Below are 20,093 nucleotides of genomic sequence, written 5' to 3'. Positions count from 1 at the left end.
GTGTTTATCCACTATCCCCCCAAACACCACAAATCCCCCTGTGGGAGCGGGCTTGCTCGCGAAGGCGTCGTGTCAGTCAGCACTTATGTCAACTGACACACCGCTTTCGCGAGCAAGCCCGCTCCCACAGGGGTTTTGTGTGATGCAAATTCCATTGTTACCAGGTCAACACCGCCCCCACCGCAAACGTATCGGTATCCTCGTTCTGCGCACTCGTATCGTGACCATCGATGCTGAACTGGTTGTACTCAGCCACCAGTTTCAGGTTGTCATTCACGTCATGGAACAGCGCAATCCCGCGCGTCTTGTAGTCCGCACCGCTGCCCACCACGCCGTTGCCGTCGTCATCGGTCTTGCCGTAGGACAGCGCCAAACGGTTCTTGCCCAGTTTGTAGGAGCCCTGCATCAGGTAACCGGTGCTGTCGACGTTGCGCAACGTAGCTTCCCCGGCATTGTTGGTGAAAAACGGGTTGATGCCCTTGGCCTGGAAGCCGGAACCGGTCAGTGACAAACCGCCCATTTTCGCCTGCACGCCATAGCCGAGGCCTTTGGAGGTGACGGATTTGACCGTGGAGTCGGTGTTGTCCGAGGTCTGGTAGCTGCCGTTGACCCAGCTGTAGATCTTCGCCCCGGCAACGTCGAACTGATAGGTGATCTCGCTCTCGGTGCGCGGGTTTTCCTGGTAGGCCTTTCCCAACGGGCTGCTGTCGTTGGTGTCCACCGGGTCCATGATCCCGACCGCCACGCGCAGGCCATCCATCACCGGTGTGCGGTAGGTAATTTGTGACGTAGGGAACGGGTACGGATAGCCGCTGCCAATGTTGCCAAACGACACCCCGCCACCGTCCACCAAGCCCAGGCTGTCGCTGACTTGGCCGTAACCGGCGAGCAGTTCATCGAGCAGGATGTTGGAGCGCGCAAACAGACCGAAATCCTTGCCGATCAGCACTTCGCCCCACTCCGGGTTGGCCACGGTGCCGTAGAACTGGCGCACGTCGATGGCGGTGTCGGTGCCGTTGGTTTCGCTGTCGTTGATCGTCACCCAGAACGAGGCCCGGGCGCCGAGCTTGAGGTCATCGACTTGCTTGCCCATGTTGAAGCCCAGGTAGTTGGGCAAAAAGCCCATCTTGACCCGCGCCTGGCGACGGTCGTACTGGTCGCCAGCGCGGTCGACCTTGCTGTTCACATAGAAGGCGTTGATGTAGCCGTCGGTGGAAAACGTGGTCTGGTCCTTGTCGTACAGCATGATCTCGGCCTCGGCCAATGAGCTCAGGCCAAGGGACGACAGACTGACGATGACGGCAGGCAGGATTCGATGCGTGAAGTTCTTATTGTTGTGCATGACGCGCTCCGCAACAGGGGACAAGTTGTCGGAGGCGATTATCGAAAGCTGACCGGCGGTGTCATACGCTGCCTTGGCGGCGGTTTTGAAGTGCTTTGGAGGGGCCGGGGGTGCGCGGCAAATTCGGCGTAAGACCGGGCCGCGGCAAGGCCCGGAACTTTGGGTGTACGCCTGCGACCGCGACTGGCGCCCAGAAGAACCGGTCCCGGTTAGAAGCCCGCTCTAAATAGCATGTAAGCGGCGACCACGACGCAGACGCTGGCGAAGCCGACTTGCAAGGCGCGGGCGGGAACCCGCGCGCACAACTGGCGGCCAATGACCATGCCGACGATGCTGGCGACGATAAACGCCACGCCCAGACGGTCGATCCTGACGCCGGCGTGAAACGCACCGATCACACCAATGGCCGAAATCAAACTGATGACCATCAACGAGGTGGCGACGATTCCGCGCATCTGCACATCGGTCAGTTGCTTGAACGCCGGGACGATCAGGAAACCGCCGCCCACGCCGAGCAAGCCCGACACCACGCCGGTCACTGCGCCGAGGGCCGCCAGGGTTGCGGTGCATTTGGCGGTCCAGGAAAAGCGCCCGGTCTGTTGATCGAGCATGCAGTTCTTCTGGCCCCAGTTGGCGTGGCCGTGGTCGCTCGGGCCTTCGTCCTGCCGCTCCTTGCGCAACATCCGCCAGGCCACCATGACCATCAGCAGACTGAACAGAATCATCAGGATTTTTTCCGGCATCTGATGGGCGAAGTAAATGCCCACCGGGGAAAATACCGCGCCCAGCAAGGCGATCAGCAACGCCGCGCGATAACGCACCAGCCCATGCCGTAAGCCGTCGATGGCGCCAACCGCTGCCGCGCTGCCCACCGCAAACAACGCGACCGGCGCTGCTTGGGTCATGCTCCAGCCGAGCCCGAGCACCAACGCCGGCACCGCCAAAATCCCGCCCCCGGCCCCGGTCAAACCGAGGACCAGGCCCATCAGCACACCAAAAAAACTTGCCAGCAACATAGGGTTCTCTCAATCGACCTTGGACAACGCCGTCAGCCACTCGCGGCCCTTGAGCATGCCGTTCCAGTAGAACCACGGCAGCAGGGTCGCCTTGAGCCACCACGCTGAACGACGGGGCACGGTCGGGTCGAGGGCAAAGGTCGGCAGCAACTTACCGGCATAGCCAAATTCGGCGAGGATCACCTTGCCCTTCTCCACCGTCAGCGGGCAGGAACCGTAGCCGTCGTATTTGAGCGGCAGCGGTTGTTGCTTGCGCAGGGCCAGCAGGTTTTCCGCGACCACCACGATTTGCTTGCGCACGGCGGCAGCGGTTTTCGCGTTGCTGGTGGAGCAGATATCGCCCAGGCCGAAGACCTCGGGATAACGCACGTGTTGCAGCGTGTGCAGGTTGACTTCGCACCAACCGGCGACGTCGGCCAAGGGGCTTTGGCGGATGAAATCGGGAGAGACTTGAGGTGGCACGACGTGCAGCAGGTCGAAGGTTTTCTCTTCAACCGTCACCGTGCCGGCCGCATCCTTGACCTCGAACCACGCGGTTTTCGCCGGGCCATCCACCTTGATCAGGTTGGAGGTGAAGGCCAGTCGGGCGTTGTATTTTTCGATGTACTTCATCAGCGGCGGCACGAAGGTCGGCACGCCGAACAGCGCGGCACCGGCCAGGTTGAACTCGACGTCGATGTTGTTCAGCACACCGCTTTTCAACCAACGATCGCAGGACAGGTACAACGCCTTTTGCGGCGCCCCGGCGCATTTGATCGGGATCGGTGGCTGGGTGAAGATCGCCCGGCCGCCGCGCAGGTTCTTGACCAGCTCCCAGGTGTAAGCCGCGTGCTGGTAGCTGTAATTGGAGGTCACGCCGTGCTGGCCGAGGGTTTCCTGCAAGCCTTCAATCTTTTCCCAGGCCAGGCGCAGGCCGGGGCAGACGATGAGGTTTTGATAGCCGACGGTACGGCCGTCATCGAGGGTCAGGTGCTTGCTGTCGGCGGTGATATCAGTAACCGACGCCTGTAACCACGTCGCTTGACGCGGCATGACGCTGGCCATCGGGCGCGCGGTGTCTTGCACGTTGTAGGCGCCACCGCCGACCAGGGTCCAGGCCGGCTGATAGAAATGCTGGGCATTGGGTTCGATCACGGTGATGTTCAACGACGGATCGCGTTTGAGCAGGCTGGCGACCAGGCCAATCCCTGCCGTACCGCCGCCGATCACCACGATGTCTGCACTGATGGTTGGGCCCCAGTGTTGATCGTTCATAGGTTGTTCCCTTTTTTCTACTGCACGCATTTAGCCGGGTCAGGCACTCTCTCTGTAGTAGCTGCCGAAGTCTGCGTTCGGCTCGTGTAGCAGCTGCCGAGGTACGAGGCTGCGTTCGGGCTGCGAAGCAGCCGTCAAACCTGAGCACGCGGTTTACCTGAAACACCGCGCCGCCTGATTTTACGACTGCTTCGCAGCCGAACGCAGCCTCGTACCTCGGCAGCTGCTACATCGGCCGAGCGCAGCCTTCGGCAGCTGCTACAACGGGCATCGTCAACCCCAGCTTTTCAATACCGCTCCGCAATACAAACCGGACAGGGTTTTCATCACTTGAATCACTTCATGGCTGGCCAGGCCATAGAAAATGTATTTGCCCTCGCGACGGGTCGCGACCAGGCCTTCATCGCGCAGGATGCCCAGCTGTTGGGACAGTGTGGGCTGGCGCACGCCGGTCATGGTTTCCAGTTCGCCGACATTACGCTCGCCCTGGGTCAACTGGCAGAGAATCAGCAAACGATCTTCGTTGGCCAAAGCCTTGAGCAGCGCGCAAGCTTTGGAGGCCGAGGCCCGTAATTGGGCGACTTCACATTCGGTCAGACTGGATTGCATTTGCAAGATGCCTTCGACGTCACTTAAGCTGCAGACATTATGTGTAAACATAAAGTGTTGCAACCGGTTACTGTCTTCTCACCTCTTTTCACAGGTCTGTGTCCATGCCCGCGCTGATTGAAGCCTTCCTCGACCCCGCCTCGTCGACCTACAGCTACGTCATCTACGAGCACGACGGCGGGCACTGCGCGATTGTCGACCCGGTGCTCGATTACGACCCGGCCGCCGGACGCACCACCACCGTCCAGGCCGACCGCGTGATTGCCTTCGTGCGCGAGCACCAGTTGCAGGTGCAATGGCTGCTGGAAACCCATGCCCACGCCGATCACCTGTCCGCCGCACCGTATCTGCGCCGGGAATTGGGCGGGAAGATTGCGATTGGGCAGTCGATCAGCAAGGTCCAGGGCGTGTTCAAGACCCTGTTCAATCTGGAACCGGAATTTTGCGTGGACGGCTCGCAGTTCGATCACCTGTTCGCCCCGGACGAGTCATTCCTGATCGGCAACCTCAAGGCCATCGCCCTGCATGTGCCCGGCCACACGCCGGCAGACATGGCGTATTTGATCGATAGTGATGTGATTCTGGTCGGCGATACGCTGTTCATGCCGGATGTCGGCACCGCGCGTTGCGACTTCCCCGGTGGCGATGCCCATCAGATGTTCGCCTCGATCCACAAGCTGTTGGCCTTCCCCGCTGGCGTGCGGCTTTACGTTTGCCACGATTATCCGCCTGAGGGGCGTGAGCCGCAGTGCCAGACCACGGTGGGTGAGCAGCGTAAAAGCAATATTCATGTGCATGACGGTGTTGATGAAGCGGCGTTTGTGCAGATGCGTACCCAGCGTGATGCCGGGTTGGGCATGCCGAATCTGTTGCTGCCGGCGATTCAGGTGAATGTGCGGGCGGGGAATATGCCGCCGGCTGAAGCGAATGGCGTGACGTATCTGAAGATTCCGATCAACCGCATGTAGGTCCTTTTAAACAGCATCGTCACACTCGGTATTGTCCGAGTGCCTCTAAATCGCGTCCTAGCCAAAACGCCATCACCGTGTAGTATCCGGAAATAGAATATTTCCAAGTCAGACCCCGCGCCCTTGAGCGCCTCTTCGGGACTGTCATTACACGGTATTCGTCGAAGACAAAACTTCGACGTCAGGATTTTTTAGCAAGGACACCATGAGCACAAAGCCTGTAGCCCCTCAAACCACTGCTGTATCCAATACCACCCTGAATCAGCACCTTTCTCTTCCCAGACGCGCACTCGCCTATCTATTGTCCCGGTCACTCAACGCACTGGGAGCCATTGACGTCGCTTCGTTCCTCAAGGGAAAGGAAAAAGGAATCGAGCAAGGCACTGAAGCCGGCAAGAGCGAAGGGGAACTGATCGGATTTAACGACGGCTACGCGGCAGGACACGCCGTTTTAGAATTTAACGATCTGCGAACAGTCGCCCCGTTACCTGGAGAAGATCACTGCCTGTTCGATGATGAAGTGCTGCCCATCACCGACCTCATCAAACAGAAAATGCGCGCTGAAGTGGCGCAAAAGCTGCCAGATGATGAACAACCCAGCCCGGAACAGTGGGCAATGATCTTCGCCGACACGACCTGCACGTCGGTAATTGCTGGTGCCGGCTCGGGAAAGTCAACGACTCTGGCTTTACGTGTCCTCCTAATGAATATCCATTTGGGCATTGAGCGCAGTCATCTCCAAGTCACCACCTTCACTACCGAATCCAAAATGGATTTGAAGAAAAAAATTGTCAAAATCTTCAAACTTTGGGAAATCGAACTGAGCGAGGAAGAGACCAAGAACCTTGTTCGAACCTTCCACAGCAAAGTGTTCTGGTTCATGAAAGCCTTTTCTGACGGTCCCATCGGCTACTTCGACTTTCTGGGTCCTAACGCGAGCGATGATGACGAAGAACTTGAGAATCCATTTTCGTCCACCATCACTACCGAACAACGTGTCGTGCTCTATAGAGTTTTTAACACGCTCTATGAACAGAATGCAGACTTCAAGAAACAGATTCTGGAGCTCTACAAGTCGGTAGCATTCGCACCTGCAGAACCTATGACGGATGCAATGCGCAAGTCGAGAAAAAAAATCATCAAGGCGATCTCCGAAAAGGATTCGGCCGTTTGCGACGAAATCGAAAAAGCATGGGCAACCCTTGGTCTATGGCCTATTCCAGGTATAGGCGAGCGACAGGTGATCACCATTGAAGGCCACCCGTTCATCGCCAATGGCTATTTGAAGGAGTATGACGCGGTATTAATTCTTGGTTGGCCGGATGCTGGTGACCGTAATGCCGAGGTGCCGACTCGCGACGGTGAACGCTACACCCTCAAACAGGAAAGCAGGAGCAGACAATCCGTAATCGGTGAGTGTTATGCCAAAAACTTCCTGCTACTCAACCATGTGACCGCTGCTCAAACCTTGTTGGACAACGCTAAGCACATGGTTGTACAAGCTCCAAAATTCGACTATCACCTGCCCGGTACAACCCTCAAAGAGACAGACTTGATCGAAGTTTTTTTCTCGGAAGGCAACTACATCGAAAACCTCGGACTAGACGTAGACAAAGCGATCGGGGCAATGAAATTCGCTCCAGGTGATCCACGCAAACCGTTTTATTTAGCCCTGAAATGCTTCTGGAAAGGTTTTCACGCGTATCTGAGAACGATGTCACCCAAACCATTGATTACGTTCAACCAAGCATTCGCTCTATTTGGCGAGCAGAATCCAGAAAATATCAAACGCATTCCTACCGCTCAACTCGACGGTATGCGGCACCTGATGATCGATGAATTCCAGGATGTCTCCGGCCTGAATATTTCCTGGATCCGCCAATGCTGTAAGGAAATCCGTCGGCGTAATCAAGGAAAACCCGGTGTGGGCAATACCTTGATGGCGGTGGGTGATGATTGGCAAAGTATTTACGGCTGGCGTGGCAGTTCACCGCTATACCTCATCGACTTTCACCAGCACTTTCTCGCGCACACACGAGACACGCTGTTCATGCAGAACAATTACCGCTCCCATCAGGCAATCATTGATGCGGCGGAGCAAGTTGTGCGTCCGACTTCAAACGACACAACCAAGCACGGTGTCGCAGCAAATACTAACGTGATCGATCAAATATCGCCGGTCTACCTGCATTACCTGGCGCAGAACAAGAAGATCATCCAGCCCGACGAAACCATCTTGAGTCTTGTGAAACAGGCCTATGACGACGGTGACACCATCCTGATGGTGTTTCGCGTAGGCGCCGTGGAGAAAGCATACCGCAATGAACTGCGCGGCTTACTGAGCGATGCCAGGAGACAGAAGCGTAACGTCAAGTTGATGACCTTCCACAAATCCAAAGGACTCCAAGCCCAATCGGTGTTTGTTATTGGCGATTGTTTCTACATCCCAACGAAATCCAAGCGCAACGACCTGTACAACCTGGCAAATTTGGGCGATGGCAAATCTATGCCCTACGATAGGGCTCAATCAGATGAAGTGTTGCGCCTGGCTTATGTAGGGATTACCCGGGCTGAACTCCGATGCCATTGGCTGGTTGACCGCGAAATTACTACTTCCGATAAGAACAGCGGTAATAACGCGTCGGGCTACGCCAACCTGAAATCCGGATGTTACAAAAAGTGGACAGCTAACGAGTCTTCGGGGGTTTCAACGCTATAACGGAGACGCGAGGCCAAGGATCGGCCTCATCCGTATGAGCGAAAGACACTAAGCCCCCAAGGTCAACCCATTCGCCGGCAACGGCAGCGCGGTTTTGTATCGCACTTGCTTCAGCGCAAAGCTCGAACGGATGTTGGCAACGCCAGGGACTTTGGTGAGGAAGTCCATCATAAAGCGCTCCAGCGACTGAATCGTCGGCACCAACACCCGGATCAGATAATCCGGATCCCCCGCCATCAAGTAACACTCCATCACTTCCGGGCGATCCGAAATCGCCTCTTCGAAATGCGCCAGCGCCTCTTCCACCTGCTTCTCCAGGCTGACGTGAATGAACACATTCACATGCAGCCCCAGCAGGTCAGCATCGAGCAAGGTCACTTGTTCACGAATCAGCCCCAATTCCTCCATCGCCTTGACCCGGTTGAAACACGGCGTCGGCGACAGGTTCACCGAACGGGCGAGGTCGGCGTTGGTGATGCGGGCGTTCTCCTGAAGGCTGTTGAGAATGCCAATATCCGTACGATCCAATTTGCGCATGAGACAAAACCACCTGTTATTTTTGTTTATGCAGATTTTTTATCCTCAAATGACCGCCAACGCAACGAAACACAGATAAATATTCTCCTGCGCCGGGCCTATGATGTTTGTAGGACAAGATTTCCATCACTCATGGAATGACGGTCAGCTCACTACAAGAAATTCACAAGATCGAGCGTAGAAGCCATGAACCAAGCGTACGAACCGCTGCGCCTGCACGTTCCCGAACCATCGGGTCGTCCCGGCTGTAAAACCGACTTTTCCTACCTGCATCTGACTGACGCAGGCTTGGTGCGCAAACCCCCAATCGACGTTGAACCGGCCGACACGGCTGATCTGGCCAAAGGCCTGATTCGCGTGCTCGATGACCAGGGCAACGCGCTGGGCCCATGGGCCGAAGGCGTGCCGTCGGAGATTCTGCGCAAAGGCATGCGCGCCATGCTCAAGACGCGGATTTTCGACAACCGCATGGTGGTCGCCCAGCGTCAGAAAAAAATGTCGTTCTACATGCAAAGCCTCGGCGAAGAAGCCATCGGCAGCGCCCAGGCCCTGGCCTTGAACATCGACGACATGTGCTTCCCCACCTACCGTCAGCAAAGCATCCTCATGGCGCGCGAAGTGCCGCTGGTGGACCTGATCTGCCAACTGCTGTCCAACGAGCGCGATCCGCTCAAGGGCCGGCAGTTGCCAATCATGTATTCGGTACGCGATCACGGCTTCTTCACCATTTCCGGCAACCTCGCCACCCAATTCGTACAGGGTGTGGGCTGGGGCATGGCGTCGGCGATCAAGGGCGACACCAAAATCGCCTCGGCCTGGATCGGCGACGGCGCCACCGCTGAATCCGACTTCCACACCGCCCTCACCTTCGCCCACGTTTACCGGGCGCCGGTGATCCTCAACGTGGTCAACAACCAGTGGGCGATTTCCACGTTCCAGGCGATTGCCGGTGGTGAAGCCACAACGTTTGCCGGCCGTGGCGTCGGTTGCGGCATCGCCTCCCTGCGGGTCGATGGCAACGATTTTGTCGCGGTCTACGCCGCCTCTGCCTGGGCCGCCGAACGCGCACGCCGCAACCTCGGTCCGACCATGATCGAGTGGGTCACCTACCGCGCCGGCCCGCACTCCACCTCTGATGATCCGTCGAAATACCGTCCCGCCGACGACTGGAGCCACTTCCCGTTGGGCGACCCGATTGCGCGCCTCAAGCAGCACTTGATCAAGATTGGCCAGTGGTCCGAAGAGGAACACTCCGCCGTCAGCGCCGAACTGGAAGCCGAAGTGATCGCCGCGCAGAAAGAAGCCGAGCAGTACGGCACCCTCGCCGGTGGCCAGACGCCAAGCGCCGCGACCATGTTCGAAGACGTCTACAAAGAGATGCCGGAGCACTTGAAGCGCCAGCGTCAAGAGTTGGGGATCTGACATGAACGACCACAACACCAGCATTGAATTGGAAACCGCCATGACCACGACCACCATGACCATGATCCAGGCTCTGCGCTCGGCCATGGACGTGATGCTTGAGCGTGACGACAACGTCGTCGTATTCGGCCAGGACGTGGGTTACTTCGGCGGTGTGTTCCGTTGCACCGAAGGCTTGCAGAGCAAATACGGCACCTCCCGCGTCTTCGATGCGCCGATTTCCGAAAGCGGGATCGTCGGCGTTGCCGTGGGCATGGGCGCCTACGGTCTGCGCCCGGTGGCCGAGATTCAGTTCGCCGACTACGTGTACCCGGCGTCGGACCAGATCATTTCCGAAGCCGCCCGCCTGCGTTATCGCTCGGCCGGCGAGTTCACCGCACCGATGACCCTGCGCATGCCCTGCGGCGGCGGCATCTACGGCGGCCAGACCCACAGCCAAAGTATCGAGGCGATGTTCACTCAGGTCTGTGGTCTGCGCACTGTCATGCCTTCGAACCCGTATGACGCCAAAGGCTTGCTGATCGCCTCCATCGAAAACGATGACCCGGTGATCTTCCTCGAACCGAAACGCCTGTACAACGGCCCGTTCGACGGCCACCACGACCGGCCGGTAACCCCGTGGTCGAAACACCCGGCCGCGCAAGTGCCGGACGGTTACTACACCGTGCCGCTGGACGTTGCCGCCATCGCCCGCCCGGGCAAGGAAGTCACGATCCTGACCTACGGCACCACGGTTTATGTGTCGCAAGTTGCTGCTGAAGAAAGCGGCGTCGACGCTGAAGTCATCGACCTGCGCAGCCTGTGGCCGTTGGACCTCGAAACCATCGTCAAATCGGTGAAGAAAACCGGTCGCTGCGTGATCGTTCACGAAGCCACCCGCACCTGCGGTTTCGGCGCCGAACTGGTCGCGCTGGTGCAAGAGCATTGCTTCCACTACCTGGAAGCGCCGATCGAACGCGTCACCGGTTGGGACACCCCCTACCCGCACGCGCAAGAGTGGGCGTATTTCCCAGGACCGTCCCGTGTGGGCGCGGCGTTGAAACGGGTTATGGAGGTCTGAATGGGCACGCACGTTATTAAAATGCCGGACATTGGCGAAGGCATTGCAGAAGTTGAATTGTCGGTATGGCACGTCAAGGTCGGCGACATGGTGGTCGAAGATCAGGTGCTGGCCGATGTGATGACCGACAAGGCGATGGTCGACATCCCTTCGCCGGTGCATGGCAAAGTCATCTCCCTCGGCGGTGTGCCGGGCGAAGTCATGGCGGTTGGCAGCATTCTGATCAGCATTGAAGTTGAGGGCGCGGGTAACTTTAAAGAGTCCGCGCAGCCTGCTGCGGCTGCTGTAAAAGAAGCGCCGGTTGCGGTGGCTTCTAAAGTTGAAGTTGAAAGCAAACCGGTTGCGGCACCGCGCCCCGCCGCCGTGTGCCAAGGCCCGATGGTTGCCCGTGAAGCCGACGAACGTCCATTGGCCTCCCCGGCCGTGCGCAAACATGCGCTGGACCTCGGCATCCAGCTGCGCCTGGTGCGTGGCACTGGCCCTGCCGGGCGTGTATTGCACGAAGACCTCGACGCCTACTTGGCCGAAGGTCAGTCGAACGCCTCGGCGCCGGTTGCCGCTTACGCCCAGCGTACCGACGAGCAGCAAATCCCGGTGATCGGCATGCGCCGCAAGATCGCCCAGCGCATGCAGGACGCCACCCAGCGCGCGGCCCACTTCAGTTATGTCGAGGAAATCGACGTCACCGCCGTGGAAGAACTGCGCGCCCACCTGAACGAAAAACACGGTGCGGCCCGTGGCAAGCTGACCTTGCTGCCGTTTCTGGTTCGCGCCCTGGTCGTCGCCCTGCGTGACTTCCCGCAGATCAACGCCCGTTACGACGACGAAGCCCAGGTCATCACCCGCCTCGGTGCGGTGCATGTCGGCGTCGCCACCCAAAGCGATATCGGCTTGATGGTGCCTGTCGTCCGTCACGCCGAAGCCCGCAGCCTGTGGGACAGCGCCCAGGAAATCTCGCGTTTGGCCACCGCTGCTCGCAATGGCAAGGCCAGCCGCGATGAACTGTCCGGCTCAACCATTACCTTGACCAGCCTCGGCGCGTTGGGCGGCATTGTCAGTACGCCGGTGCTGAACCTGCCGGAAGTGGCGATCGTCGGCGTGAACAAAATCGTCGAACGTCCGATGGTGATCAAAGGCCAGATCGTGATCCGCAAGATGATGAACCTCTCCAGCTCCTTCGATCACCGGGTGGTCGATGGCATGGACGCGGCGCAATTCATCCAGGCCATCCGTGGCCTGCTCGAACAACCCGCGACCCTGTTTGTGGAGTAAGCCCAGAATGCAAAACTTGAACACCACGCTGCTGATTATCGGCGGCGGCCCTGGCGGTTATGTGACGGCGATTCGCGCCGGCCAACTGGGCATTTCAACCATTCTGGTGGAAGGCGAATCGTTGGGCGGCACCTGCCTGAACATCGGCTGCATTCCGTCGAAAGCGCTGATTCACGTCGCCGAGCAGTTTCATCAAACTCAGCATCACAGTCAGCATTCGGCCTTGGGCATCAGCGTTTCGGCGCCGACCCTCGACATCACTAAAAGTGTTGAATGGAAGGATGGCATTGTCGATCGCCTGACCACCGGCGTTTCCGCGCTGCTGAAGAAACACAAGGTCCAGGTCATTCAAGGCTGGGCCAAGGTCATCGACGGCAAGACCGTTGACGTCGGCGACACGCGGATTCAGTGCGAGCACCTGGTGCTGGCCACTGGCTCGAAAAGCGTGAACCTGCCGATGCTGCCGATTGGCGGACCGATCATTTCCTCCACTGAAGCCTTGGCACCGAAGTCCGTGCCGAAACGCCTGATTGTGGTCGGTGGCGGTTACATCGGTCTGGAACTCGGGATCGCCTATCGCAAGCTCGGCGCCGAGGTCAGCGTGGTCGAGGCTCAGGATCGTATCCTGCCGGCCTACGACGCAGAACTGACGCACCCGGTGCACGAAGCATTGAAGCAACTTGGTGTAAAGCTTTACTTGAAGCACAGCGTTCAAGACTTTGATTCTGCTAGCAATATACTGCAAGTGCTTGATCCGAATGGCGACACCATCAACCTGGAAACCGATCAGGTCCTGGTCGCTGTCGGTCGTAAGCCGAACACCCAGGGCTGGAACCTCGAAGCGCTGAATCTGACGATGAACGGTTCGGCGATCAAGATCGACAACCGCTGCCAGACCAGCATGCGCAACGTCTACGCCATCGGCGACCTGAGCGGTGAACCGATGCTCGCGCACCGGGCCATGGCCCAGGGCGAGATGGTCGCCGAGCTGATCAGCGGTAAAACCCGCGAATTCAACCCCACCGCCATCGCCGCCGTGTGCTTTACCGACCCGGAACTGGTGGTGGTCGGCAAGACCCCATCTGAAGCCGAAGCGGCTGGTCTGGACTGCATCGTTTCGAGCTTCCCGTTCGCAGCCAATGGCCGGGCGATGACCCTGGAGTCGAAAACCGGCTTCGTGCGAGTGGTCGCTCGTCGGGACAATCACCTGATTGTGGGCTGGCAAGCGGTGGGGGTTGGGGTGTCGGAGTTGTCGACGGCGTTCGGCCAAAGCCTGGAAATGGGCGCGCGGCTGGAAGACATCGCCGGCACCATCCATGCACATCCGACGCTGGGCGAGGCGGTGCAGGAAGCGGCGTTGCGTGCGCTCGGGCATGCGCTGCACCTCTAAAATCAAGCGCAACCCCTTGTAGCAGCTGTCGAGCGGAGCGAGGCAGCTGCTACAAGGGCCAATCGATGGTCGCAGAGATCGAATTCCAGGCTGCGAAACAGGCCCGGAATGAAGTATTGTTGTCCCCATCCAAAAAACGTCAGAAGCCTTGAACCGTTTCGGCGGTTGTTAAGTGATAGAGGGTGTCATGGGTAACGAAAGCATCAATTGGGACAAGTTGGGTTTTGACTACATCAAGACAGACAAGCGTTTCCTGTCGTACTGGCGTAACGGCTCCTGGGACGAAGGCACCCTGACCGAAGATAACGTGCTGCACATCAGCGAAGGCTCGACTGCCCTTCACTATGGTCAGCAGTGCTTCGAAGGCATGAAGGCCTATCGTTGCAAGGACGGTTCGATCAACCTGTTCCGCCCGGACCAGAACGCCCTGCGCATGCAGCGCAGCTGTGCACGCCTGCTGATGCCGTTCGTCGAAACCGAGCAGTTCATCGAAGCCTGCAAAGCCGTGGTTCGCGCCAACGAGCGTTTCATCCCGCCTTACGGCACTGGCGGCGCGCTGTACCTGCGTCCGTTCGTGATCGGCGTGGGTGACAACATCGGCGTGCGTACCGCCCCCGAGTTCATCTTCTCGATCTTCGCGATTCCGGTCGGCGCCTACTTCAAGGGCGGCCTGACCCCGCACAACTTCCTGATCTCCAGCTATGACCGTGCAGCCCCACAAGGCACCGGCGCGGCCAAGGTCGGTGGCAACTACGCCGCCAGCCTGATGCCGGGCTCCCAGGCCAAGAAGGCGCATTTTGCCGACTGCATCTACCTGGACCCGATGACCCACACCAAAATCGAGGAAGTCGGTTCGGCCAACTTCTTCGGGATCACCCACGACAACAAATTCGTCACCCCGAACTCGCCGTCGGTACTGCCGGGCATCACCCGTCTGTCGTTGATCGAGCTGGCAAAATCGCGTCTGGGCCTGGAAGTGGTTGAAGGCGACGTGCTGATCGACAAGCTGTCGGACTTCAAGGAAGCCGGCGCCTGCGGCACCGCTGCCGTGATCACCCCGATCGGCGGCATCAGCTACAACGACCACCTGCATGTGTTCCATAGCGAAACCGAAGTCGGCCCGGTCACCCAGAAGCTCTACAAAGAGCTGACCGGTGTACAGACCGGCGACATCGAAGCGCCAGCGGGCTGGATCGTCAAAGTCTGATCCTGCCGCACACAAAAAGCCCACCCACCGCGTCTGCGGTGGGTGGGCTTTTTCGTTACGGCCCGCTTATGCCTGCCGGACCCGAGGCCTGAGGAAGAACTGATGGTTGAGGGCCACTGTCGCCAGGATGCACATCAACAGGATCGGCAGCCGCCATTCGCCGAGGAACACCGTCTGCAACGCAAACGCAATCACCGGGATCAGTGAGTTGATCTGGGTGAACCGCGTAACGCCCACGTGGTGCAGGCAGGTCTGCGACAGGAATGACGGGATGATCATGTTGAAGAACACCAGGAACAGCAGTTCCGGGATCTGATAGACCGGAACCGCCAGCCTGGACAATTCACCGCTGACCAGCAAATAGCCAAACGCGGCCAACGCCAGCAAATAGCAGCGTACGGCGACAATAGAATTGGCCGACAGATGCGCCCGTGTCGCAAAGCTGTGTGAGAGCACGAAATAGGCAAACACCGACATACCGGCGAGCACGGCGGCCACCAGCGCAGCCACACTGGTTTGGGTCAGCACGAACGCCATGTAAATGGCCAGCACACACACCAGGGCTTTCCAGAGGTCCCGGGCCTTGAGGCTGGCGCAGCAGGCGGAGGTCAGGAAAAACACCGAGATGTAGAACTCGGCCGTTGAATGGGTGGCGCTGTAATAGGAAAACACCCAGTTCAGAATGAACGCCACCGACATGCCCAGCCAGTAGCGCCAATGCTTGAGCACCGCCAGGTGCAGGGTTTTGAAACGCGCCGCTTCCACCACGTTGAAGACAATGCTGGAACCGATGGCCATGTAGAACAGCGCCACCGTCATGGGGATCCCCGCACCGACATGGCTGAGGAAAACGATGGCGATCGCGGTCAGCACGGCGTACACGACATTCAGGGCATAGCCCTTGGCCAACGAAAGATCGAGGTGACTGATCTCGGTATTCAATAGGTTTGTCTCATATGATCCTTCATGCAGGCAATTGCCCGGTCGATGTCCGCAAGACTGAACCAGCCCATGTGAGCAATGCGTAACACCCTGTCCTGCCAGTGACCGGCAGCCGGTGTGGCGAACAGATTGTAGTTCTGTTCCAGCGCCAATTGTAATGATTGGGCGCTGATGTGCGCCGGCAGGCTGATCGCGGTGACGCCCGGGGATTGAAACGGCGCACTCGCGAAACTGCCCAATCCCAGCCCTGGCAGGGCTTCCTGACACAAGGCCCGCGCCTGAACGTGCCGTTCGTAAACGTGATCCAGCCCTTCGGCAAACAGCAATTGCAGGCTGGCCTGCAGTCCGCGAAAACAACTGATCGAGGGCGTCGACGGGGTTTGACACAGTTGCGCACTGGCGAGGGCGCGCTGGAAATCGAAATACAGACCGACCCGGGCACCCTTGGCCCGCTCTTGCGCCCGCTCGTTGGCGACCACGATGGCCAGGCCCGGTGGCGCCATCAAGCCTTTTTGCGGCACCGTGATCAGGACATCCACGCCCCATCGATCCATGTAAATCGGGGTCGTGCCGGCGCTGCTGACGGCATCGCAAAATACCAGCGCGTCGGAATGAGCCTTGACGATCCGCACCAGGTCTTCGAGCGGGTTGAGCACGCCGGTCGAACTTTCATTGTGGGTGATCAGCACCGCATCAAAGTGCTGGCCCTGCAACAACCGTGTCAGCGCCTGCGGATCCGTCGACTCCCCTGGCGCACTGCGCAGGCGGGTCAGTTGTTCGGGCGCGTGCAAACCGCGTTCGGTGATCTGCGCGAACAACTCGCCGTAAAACCCGGTGTGCAGCGACAGCACCTTGTCGTCGGGCCGCAACACGTTCTGCACCGCCGCTTCCAGCCCGCCGGTGCCCGAGCACGTCAGGAAAATCGCCGGGTGACGCGTGCCCAGCAGCGCCCGGACATCGCGGTCCACGGCGGCATACACGCCTTTGAATTCATCGCTGCGATGGCTGACCATCTGCTGGCTCATGGCTTCAAGCACCGCTGGCGCCAGAGGGGTCGGACCGGTGATACGCAGGTTGATTTCATGCATGGGCGGCAGGCTCGATCAGTTGGGATGAAGAGGTAACGTTGCGCAGTGCATCGGCCAACCGATCGATATCGGCGCGGACCAGTTCACCGATACAGCCGATCCGGAAGGACCTGGCGGTCGAGTAGGTGCTGGGGTAGATAATCAATTGCGCGGCTTCAAGGTGCCGATACAACTGCTCGAATGACAGGGCGAAGGTCTCGGGCAACAGGAACGTCGTGATCATCGGCGCCCGATGATGCGCGTCGAGCAGCGGCACGATGCCTTGCTCGGCCAGCCGTCGAACCAGGTGTCGATTGAGCTGCTGATACTTGTCCAGGCGTCGCTCGGCCTTGCCCTCACGGGCCCATTCATCCAGCGCCTGATCGAACGCCAGCAGCACATGGGTCGGCGGCGTAAAGCGCCACTGATGACCGTTTTCCAGCTTGCGCCACTGAGCATTCAGATCCAGGCTCAGGCTCCGCCGCACGCTGGGTTGCAGCGCGGCTTTGCGCGCGATGACAAACGCAATGCCCGGCACCGAGTGCAGGCATTTGTTGGCCGACAAGGCCACAGCCGCCAGGGCTGGCGAGTCGAACGGAATCGGCAGCGCGCCGAAGGTGCTGATGGCATCGAGCAGCAGTTGCACCGAACGCCGCTCACAGACGCTGGCCAGTTGCGCCAGGTCATTGAGCACGCCCAAGCCAGTCTCGAAATGCACCAGCGCCAAGTGGCTGATCTGCGGATGCTCCAGCAAAAAGGCGTCCACCCGTGCCGGGTCGATGGCCGTCTCGGTATCGCACTGCAACGGCACGTGATGCAGGCCATAAATCTCGCAGATTTCCAGCATCCGTTTGCTGTATTCGCCGTTGACCAGCACGCCGATGCAGTAATCGGTCGCCGGCAGGCAACTGGTCAGCATGGCTTCGACGGCGAAGGTGCCGCTGCCCTGCACCGGAATCGCCGCAAAGGCGTCACCGATGGCGTAAGCGTCCAGCAATTTCGAACAGATTCGCGAGGTCAGCTCGGACGACGCCGTCGTCCGGGAGCCGATATCGTCCAGCATGGCGCTTTTCACCGTGGCCGAGGTGTTGAGCGGGCCGGGTGTAAAAAGCACTTGGGCATCTGTGTTGCGCATCATCAGCTCTCTCCGGATAAACCAGTGGGCACAGGACCTCTCAACGATGCCGGGTGGGCGTCGAGATGTGAAAAATAGGGTTGCCGGGATCGTTTCGTTTCGACGCGTAATAGGTGTCGTACAAATCTTTGTGGGCCGCCCCGGCGGCGAAGGTGAAAAACAGCATGCGGCGGTCAACCGCCGAGTTATTGCGCGCCGAACGATGGGGGACATAGGAGTCGAACAGAATCACGTCGCCAGCCTGGGCCGTGATCGGTTGCCACTCGAACTTGCGGCTCGTCGCCTCTTCGATGTCACCGTTCAGGGTGCCGCCGCGCTGGTAGTTGAACAGCGGCCTGGGCCCCATCGGGGTGTCCAGCATCTGCTCGACGTCCTGGGCATCGTGTTCGTGCAGATACCCCGGCGCGACTTCCAGGCAGCCATTTTCCAGGGTGGCGGGGTCCAGCGCGATGGCTGCGGTAATGTGGTAGTGCGTGTCAAAGTGACGATAAGCCGCGATGTCCTGATGCACACCGAAGGCACCACCGCCCGGGTGCTTGAAGTTGCACTTGTCCTTGAACAAATGGAACGGCCCCTGGGCGATATCGCTGATCACCTGCTGCAAGCGGCTGCTCAGGTGGTCCTGAATGTAGGGGGTGCTGCCGGCCAGCCATTCGATCCGGCACACCTCCAATGGGTTACTCGATTCGCCGACCACCACGGGAACGCTTTCATCGCGCTCCCTGGCGGCTGCCATGTCCGGGTCCTGATGACGACGGGCCAACACCTCACGCCCGGCCACGAGCAACTGCTTGCACGTATCATCCAGACGCCCCAACTCGTCGGCCGTCAGGCCCTGCCGCAAGACGGTGAAGCCTTGTTGCTTGATATCAATATACGAAGACATGGCATGTTCCCGGCTAGGTAAAGATTGTGATCAGACGCCCAGCGGCGTTGAGCTCAAGCGCTCGAGCGCGGTGTTGAAGACGCTGTCAGTGGTGCACAGCACCATGCGCACGCTGTTGTCGCCTTCCTTGCCATAGACACAACCCGGGACCACCGCGACTTTGCGCTCGTTGAGCAGGTACGCCGCCACCGCCTCGCCTTCGGTACTGGCCGCCGCTTTGTAACTCGACGGCAATGAGCGGTAGAGGCCGCTGATGTTCGGGAACAGGAACATCGCGCCATGGGGCTCGCGGTTCCAGGTAAAGCCGAACTCGGACGTCAGCCTGGCGCGACTGATTTCCGCACGCGAAGCAACCATCTGCGACGAAGACGTCAGCCACGTGTCGCGAGCCGGATGGCGCAACAGGGTTTCGGCGATAGCCTGGTACTGGATGTTCACGCCCAGGTACATGTAGTCGTGGATTTTCTTCGCCAGTTCAATCACTGCTTTCGGGGCGACCATCCAACCGATACGCAACCCGGGCAAACCGAACTTTTTCGAGAAGCTGTTGATGGTGATGGTGTTGTCCCGCAGCCCTTCGATACCGAATGCCGGGGTGTGCGAACGCCCGGACGTCATGGTGTCGTACACCTCGTCATGAATGATCCAGGTGTTGTTACGGTTCGAGAATTGCGCCAGGGCTTTCCAGTCTTCAGCGCTCAGGACATAACCGCTGGGGTTTTCCGGGGAGTTGATAATGAAGGCCTTCGCCTGGTCGATCGACTGAGTGGCCAGCAGATTGGCCACTTCGTTGCCACCGGCCGCGCGGGACACCTGGGCGACCTGGCGGCTGAGCAACTGAATGGTCCGCGAGTACAGCATGTACGACGGGTCGGCCAGCGCAATGGCATCGCCCTGCCCCGTCACCGCCAACATCGCCAGGGTGATCGCTTCCACGCCACCGTGGGTGATCATGATTTCAGTGTGTGGATCGACCTCCAGCGAATAACGCTGGCGGTACCAGTCCGAGACAGCCTGGCGCAGCCCCAGGGAACCTTGCGAACCTTCGTAACGCTTGGCGCTGTCGAGGAAGGTTTCATAGCTGAGGTTGCGGTGCTTGATGTCTTCGATTGCGTAGTCCGGCGGGCCGAAAACCGGTTCGCCAAAACTCAGGTCAGCGATCGAAGGATCTTCCTTGGCTTTGCTCGAGATGGCTTTGGAGGCGTAGATGCCCATCGCCTGGACAATGGAATTGACCGGCATTTGTTTGGATGAACTCGACATGATT

The 20,093-nt window shown here is 59.1% G+C and carries 17 protein-coding genes; 7 read left to right on the top strand and 10 right to left on the bottom strand.

The features are described 5' to 3' along the window. Nucleotides 1–157: 157 nt before the first annotated feature. The 4 genes from HB680_RS13470 to HB680_RS13455 all read right to left on the bottom strand — a co-directional run bounded on the left by HB680_RS13470 (nt 158) and on the right by HB680_RS13455 (nt 4,221). The gene (locus tag HB680_RS13470) at nt 158–1,342 is read right to left on the bottom strand and encodes a porin (RefSeq protein ID WP_213939120.1); all 1,185 of its coding nucleotides are present in this window, start codon (nt 1,340–1,342) and stop codon (nt 158–160) included. Between the two features lie 209 nt (nt 1,343–1,551). Further along, entirely contained in the window at nt 1,552–2,358 is an 807-nt protein-coding gene (locus HB680_RS13465) for a sulfite exporter TauE/SafE family protein (protein WP_213939119.1), read from the bottom strand. A 9-nt stretch (nt 2,359–2,367) separates the two neighbouring features. Beyond that, on the bottom strand, nt 2,368–3,612 hold the full coding sequence (locus tag HB680_RS13460) for an FAD/NAD(P)-binding oxidoreductase (protein WP_213939118.1): 1,245 nt from the start codon (nt 3,610–3,612) through the stop codon (nt 2,368–2,370). A 273-nt stretch (nt 3,613–3,885) separates the two neighbouring features. Beyond that, a complete protein-coding gene (locus tag HB680_RS13455; protein WP_123508688.1) occupies nt 3,886–4,221 on the bottom strand; it encodes a metalloregulator ArsR/SmtB family transcription factor in 336 nt (111 codons plus the stop codon). Nucleotides 4,222–4,325: 104 nt separating this feature from the next. Here HB680_RS13455 and HB680_RS13450 point away from each other — a divergent pair, with 104 nt between their 5' ends. Together HB680_RS13450 and HB680_RS13445 are read left to right on the top strand one after the other, a co-directional pair. Beyond that, a complete protein-coding gene (locus HB680_RS13450; protein ID WP_213939117.1) occupies nt 4,326–5,189 on the top strand; it encodes an MBL fold metallo-hydrolase in 864 nt (287 codons plus the stop codon). Between the two features lie 205 nt (nt 5,190–5,394). Then, nucleotides 5,395–7,908, top strand: coding sequence for a UvrD-helicase domain-containing protein (locus HB680_RS13445; RefSeq protein WP_213939116.1), 2,514 nt, complete (start codon nt 5,395–5,397; stop codon nt 7,906–7,908). Between the two features lie 48 nt (nt 7,909–7,956). Here the strand turns inward: HB680_RS13445 and bkdR are convergent, their stop codons facing one another. Further along, complete coding sequence (gene bkdR / locus HB680_RS13440) at nt 7,957–8,445, bottom strand: Lrp/AsnC family transcriptional regulator (protein WP_213939115.1); 489 nt, start codon at nt 8,443–8,445, stop codon at nt 7,957–7,959. A 186-nt stretch (nt 8,446–8,631) separates the two neighbouring features. Between bkdR and HB680_RS13435 the strand changes: the two genes are divergently transcribed. From HB680_RS13435 to HB680_RS13415, 5 genes are all read left to right on the top strand, one after another. Next, nucleotides 8,632–9,867 carry a 3-methyl-2-oxobutanoate dehydrogenase (2-methylpropanoyl-transferring) subunit alpha gene (locus HB680_RS13435; protein ID WP_213939114.1) on the top strand — a complete coding sequence of 412 codons (1,236 nt, stop codon included), beginning with the start codon at nt 8,632–8,634 and terminating at the stop codon, nt 9,865–9,867. A 1-nt stretch (nt 9,868) separates the two neighbouring features. Next, complete coding sequence (locus HB680_RS13430; RefSeq protein ID WP_054054417.1) at nt 9,869–10,927, top strand: alpha-ketoacid dehydrogenase subunit beta; 1,059 nt, start codon at nt 9,869–9,871, stop codon at nt 10,925–10,927. Then, nucleotides 10,928–12,199, top strand: coding sequence for a dihydrolipoamide acetyltransferase family protein (locus HB680_RS13425; RefSeq protein WP_213939113.1), 1,272 nt, complete (start codon nt 10,928–10,930; stop codon nt 12,197–12,199). A gap of 7 nt (nt 12,200–12,206) precedes the next feature. Then, nucleotides 12,207–13,589 carry a dihydrolipoyl dehydrogenase gene (gene lpdA, locus HB680_RS13420; RefSeq protein ID WP_213939112.1) on the top strand — a complete coding sequence of 461 codons (1,383 nt, stop codon included), beginning with the start codon at nt 12,207–12,209 and terminating at the stop codon, nt 13,587–13,589. A gap of 187 nt (nt 13,590–13,776) precedes the next feature. After that, nucleotides 13,777–14,796: a branched-chain amino acid aminotransferase gene (locus HB680_RS13415; protein WP_213939111.1), complete on the top strand. Its 1,020-nt coding sequence runs from the start codon at nt 13,777–13,779 to the stop codon at nt 14,794–14,796. Nucleotides 14,797–14,862: 66 nt separating this feature from the next. Here the strand turns inward: HB680_RS13415 and HB680_RS13410 are convergent, their stop codons facing one another. From HB680_RS13410 to HB680_RS13390, 5 genes are read right to left on the bottom strand one after another with little or no spacing between them, the layout of a single operon-like run. Next, complete coding sequence (locus HB680_RS13410; protein WP_213939110.1) at nt 14,863–15,738, bottom strand: EamA family transporter; 876 nt, start codon at nt 15,736–15,738, stop codon at nt 14,863–14,865. Beyond that, nucleotides 15,735–16,826 (bottom strand): alanine--glyoxylate aminotransferase family protein, encoded by a 1,092-nt coding sequence (locus HB680_RS13405; protein WP_213939109.1) that lies wholly within the window; start codon nt 16,824–16,826, stop codon nt 15,735–15,737. The genes HB680_RS13410 and HB680_RS13405 overlap by 4 nt, the downstream gene beginning before the upstream one ends. Next, on the bottom strand, nt 16,819–17,943 hold the full coding sequence (locus HB680_RS13400; RefSeq protein WP_213939108.1) for a 2-aminoethylphosphonate aminotransferase: 1,125 nt from the start codon (nt 17,941–17,943) through the stop codon (nt 16,819–16,821). Before HB680_RS13400 ends, HB680_RS13405 begins: the two co-directional genes overlap by 8 nt. A 37-nt stretch (nt 17,944–17,980) precedes the next feature. Beyond that, entirely contained in the window at nt 17,981–18,826 is an 846-nt protein-coding gene (locus HB680_RS13395; RefSeq protein WP_213939107.1) for a phytanoyl-CoA dioxygenase family protein, read from the bottom strand. Nucleotides 18,827–18,856: 30 nt separating this feature from the next. Next, entirely contained in the window at nt 18,857–20,089 is a 1,233-nt protein-coding gene (locus HB680_RS13390) for a pyridoxal phosphate-dependent aminotransferase (RefSeq protein ID WP_213939106.1), read from the bottom strand. Nucleotides 20,090–20,093: the final 4 nt, after the last annotated feature.

The organism is Pseudomonas sp. dw_612 (genome assembly GCF_018449725.1).
In the GTDB taxonomy this organism is placed as follows: domain Bacteria; phylum Pseudomonadota; class Gammaproteobacteria; order Pseudomonadales; family Pseudomonadaceae; genus Aquipseudomonas.
The sequence above is the reverse complement of the archived record's forward strand: the minus strand, read 5'-3'. Positions and strand labels throughout refer to the sequence as shown.

What these genes read in the sequence shown, in the direction of transcription:
- HB680_RS13400 (WP_213939108.1), bottom strand. Translation starts at nt 17,943, where the DNA reads ATGATGCGCAACACAGATGCCCAAGTGCTTTTTACACCCGGCCCGCTC.
- HB680_RS13390 (WP_213939106.1), bottom strand. Translation starts at nt 20,089, where the DNA reads ATGTCGAGTTCATCCAAACAAATGCCGGTCAATTCCATTGTCCAGGCG.
- HB680_RS13435 (WP_213939114.1), top strand. Translation starts at nt 8,632, where the DNA reads ATGAACCAAGCGTACGAACCGCTGCGCCTGCACGTTCCCGAACCATCG.
- HB680_RS13450 (WP_213939117.1), top strand. Translation starts at nt 4,326, where the DNA reads ATGCCCGCGCTGATTGAAGCCTTCCTCGACCCCGCCTCGTCGACCTAC.
- HB680_RS13460 (WP_213939118.1), bottom strand. Translation starts at nt 3,612, where the DNA reads ATGAACGATCAACACTGGGGCCCAACCATCAGTGCAGACATCGTGGTG.
- HB680_RS13445 (WP_213939116.1), top strand. Translation starts at nt 5,395, where the DNA reads ATGAGCACAAAGCCTGTAGCCCCTCAAACCACTGCTGTATCCAATACC.
- HB680_RS13415 (WP_213939111.1), top strand. Translation starts at nt 13,777, where the DNA reads ATGGGTAACGAAAGCATCAATTGGGACAAGTTGGGTTTTGACTACATC.
- HB680_RS13425 (WP_213939113.1), top strand. Translation starts at nt 10,928, where the DNA reads ATGGGCACGCACGTTATTAAAATGCCGGACATTGGCGAAGGCATTGCA.
- HB680_RS13455 (WP_123508688.1), bottom strand. Translation starts at nt 4,221, where the DNA reads ATGCAATCCAGTCTGACCGAATGTGAAGTCGCCCAATTACGGGCCTCG.
- lpdA (WP_213939112.1), top strand. Translation starts at nt 12,207, where the DNA reads ATGCAAAACTTGAACACCACGCTGCTGATTATCGGCGGCGGCCCTGGC.
- HB680_RS13465 (WP_213939119.1), bottom strand. Translation starts at nt 2,358, where the DNA reads ATGTTGCTGGCAAGTTTTTTTGGTGTGCTGATGGGCCTGGTCCTCGGT.
- HB680_RS13430 (WP_054054417.1), top strand. Translation starts at nt 9,869, where the DNA reads ATGAACGACCACAACACCAGCATTGAATTGGAAACCGCCATGACCACG.
- HB680_RS13470 (WP_213939120.1), bottom strand. Translation starts at nt 1,342, where the DNA reads ATGCACAACAATAAGAACTTCACGCATCGAATCCTGCCTGCCGTCATC.
- bkdR (WP_213939115.1), bottom strand. Translation starts at nt 8,445, where the DNA reads ATGCGCAAATTGGATCGTACGGATATTGGCATTCTCAACAGCCTTCAG.
- HB680_RS13405 (WP_213939109.1), bottom strand. Translation starts at nt 16,826, where the DNA reads ATGCATGAAATCAACCTGCGTATCACCGGTCCGACCCCTCTGGCGCCA.
- HB680_RS13395 (WP_213939107.1), bottom strand. Translation starts at nt 18,826, where the DNA reads ATGTCTTCGTATATTGATATCAAGCAACAAGGCTTCACCGTCTTGCGG.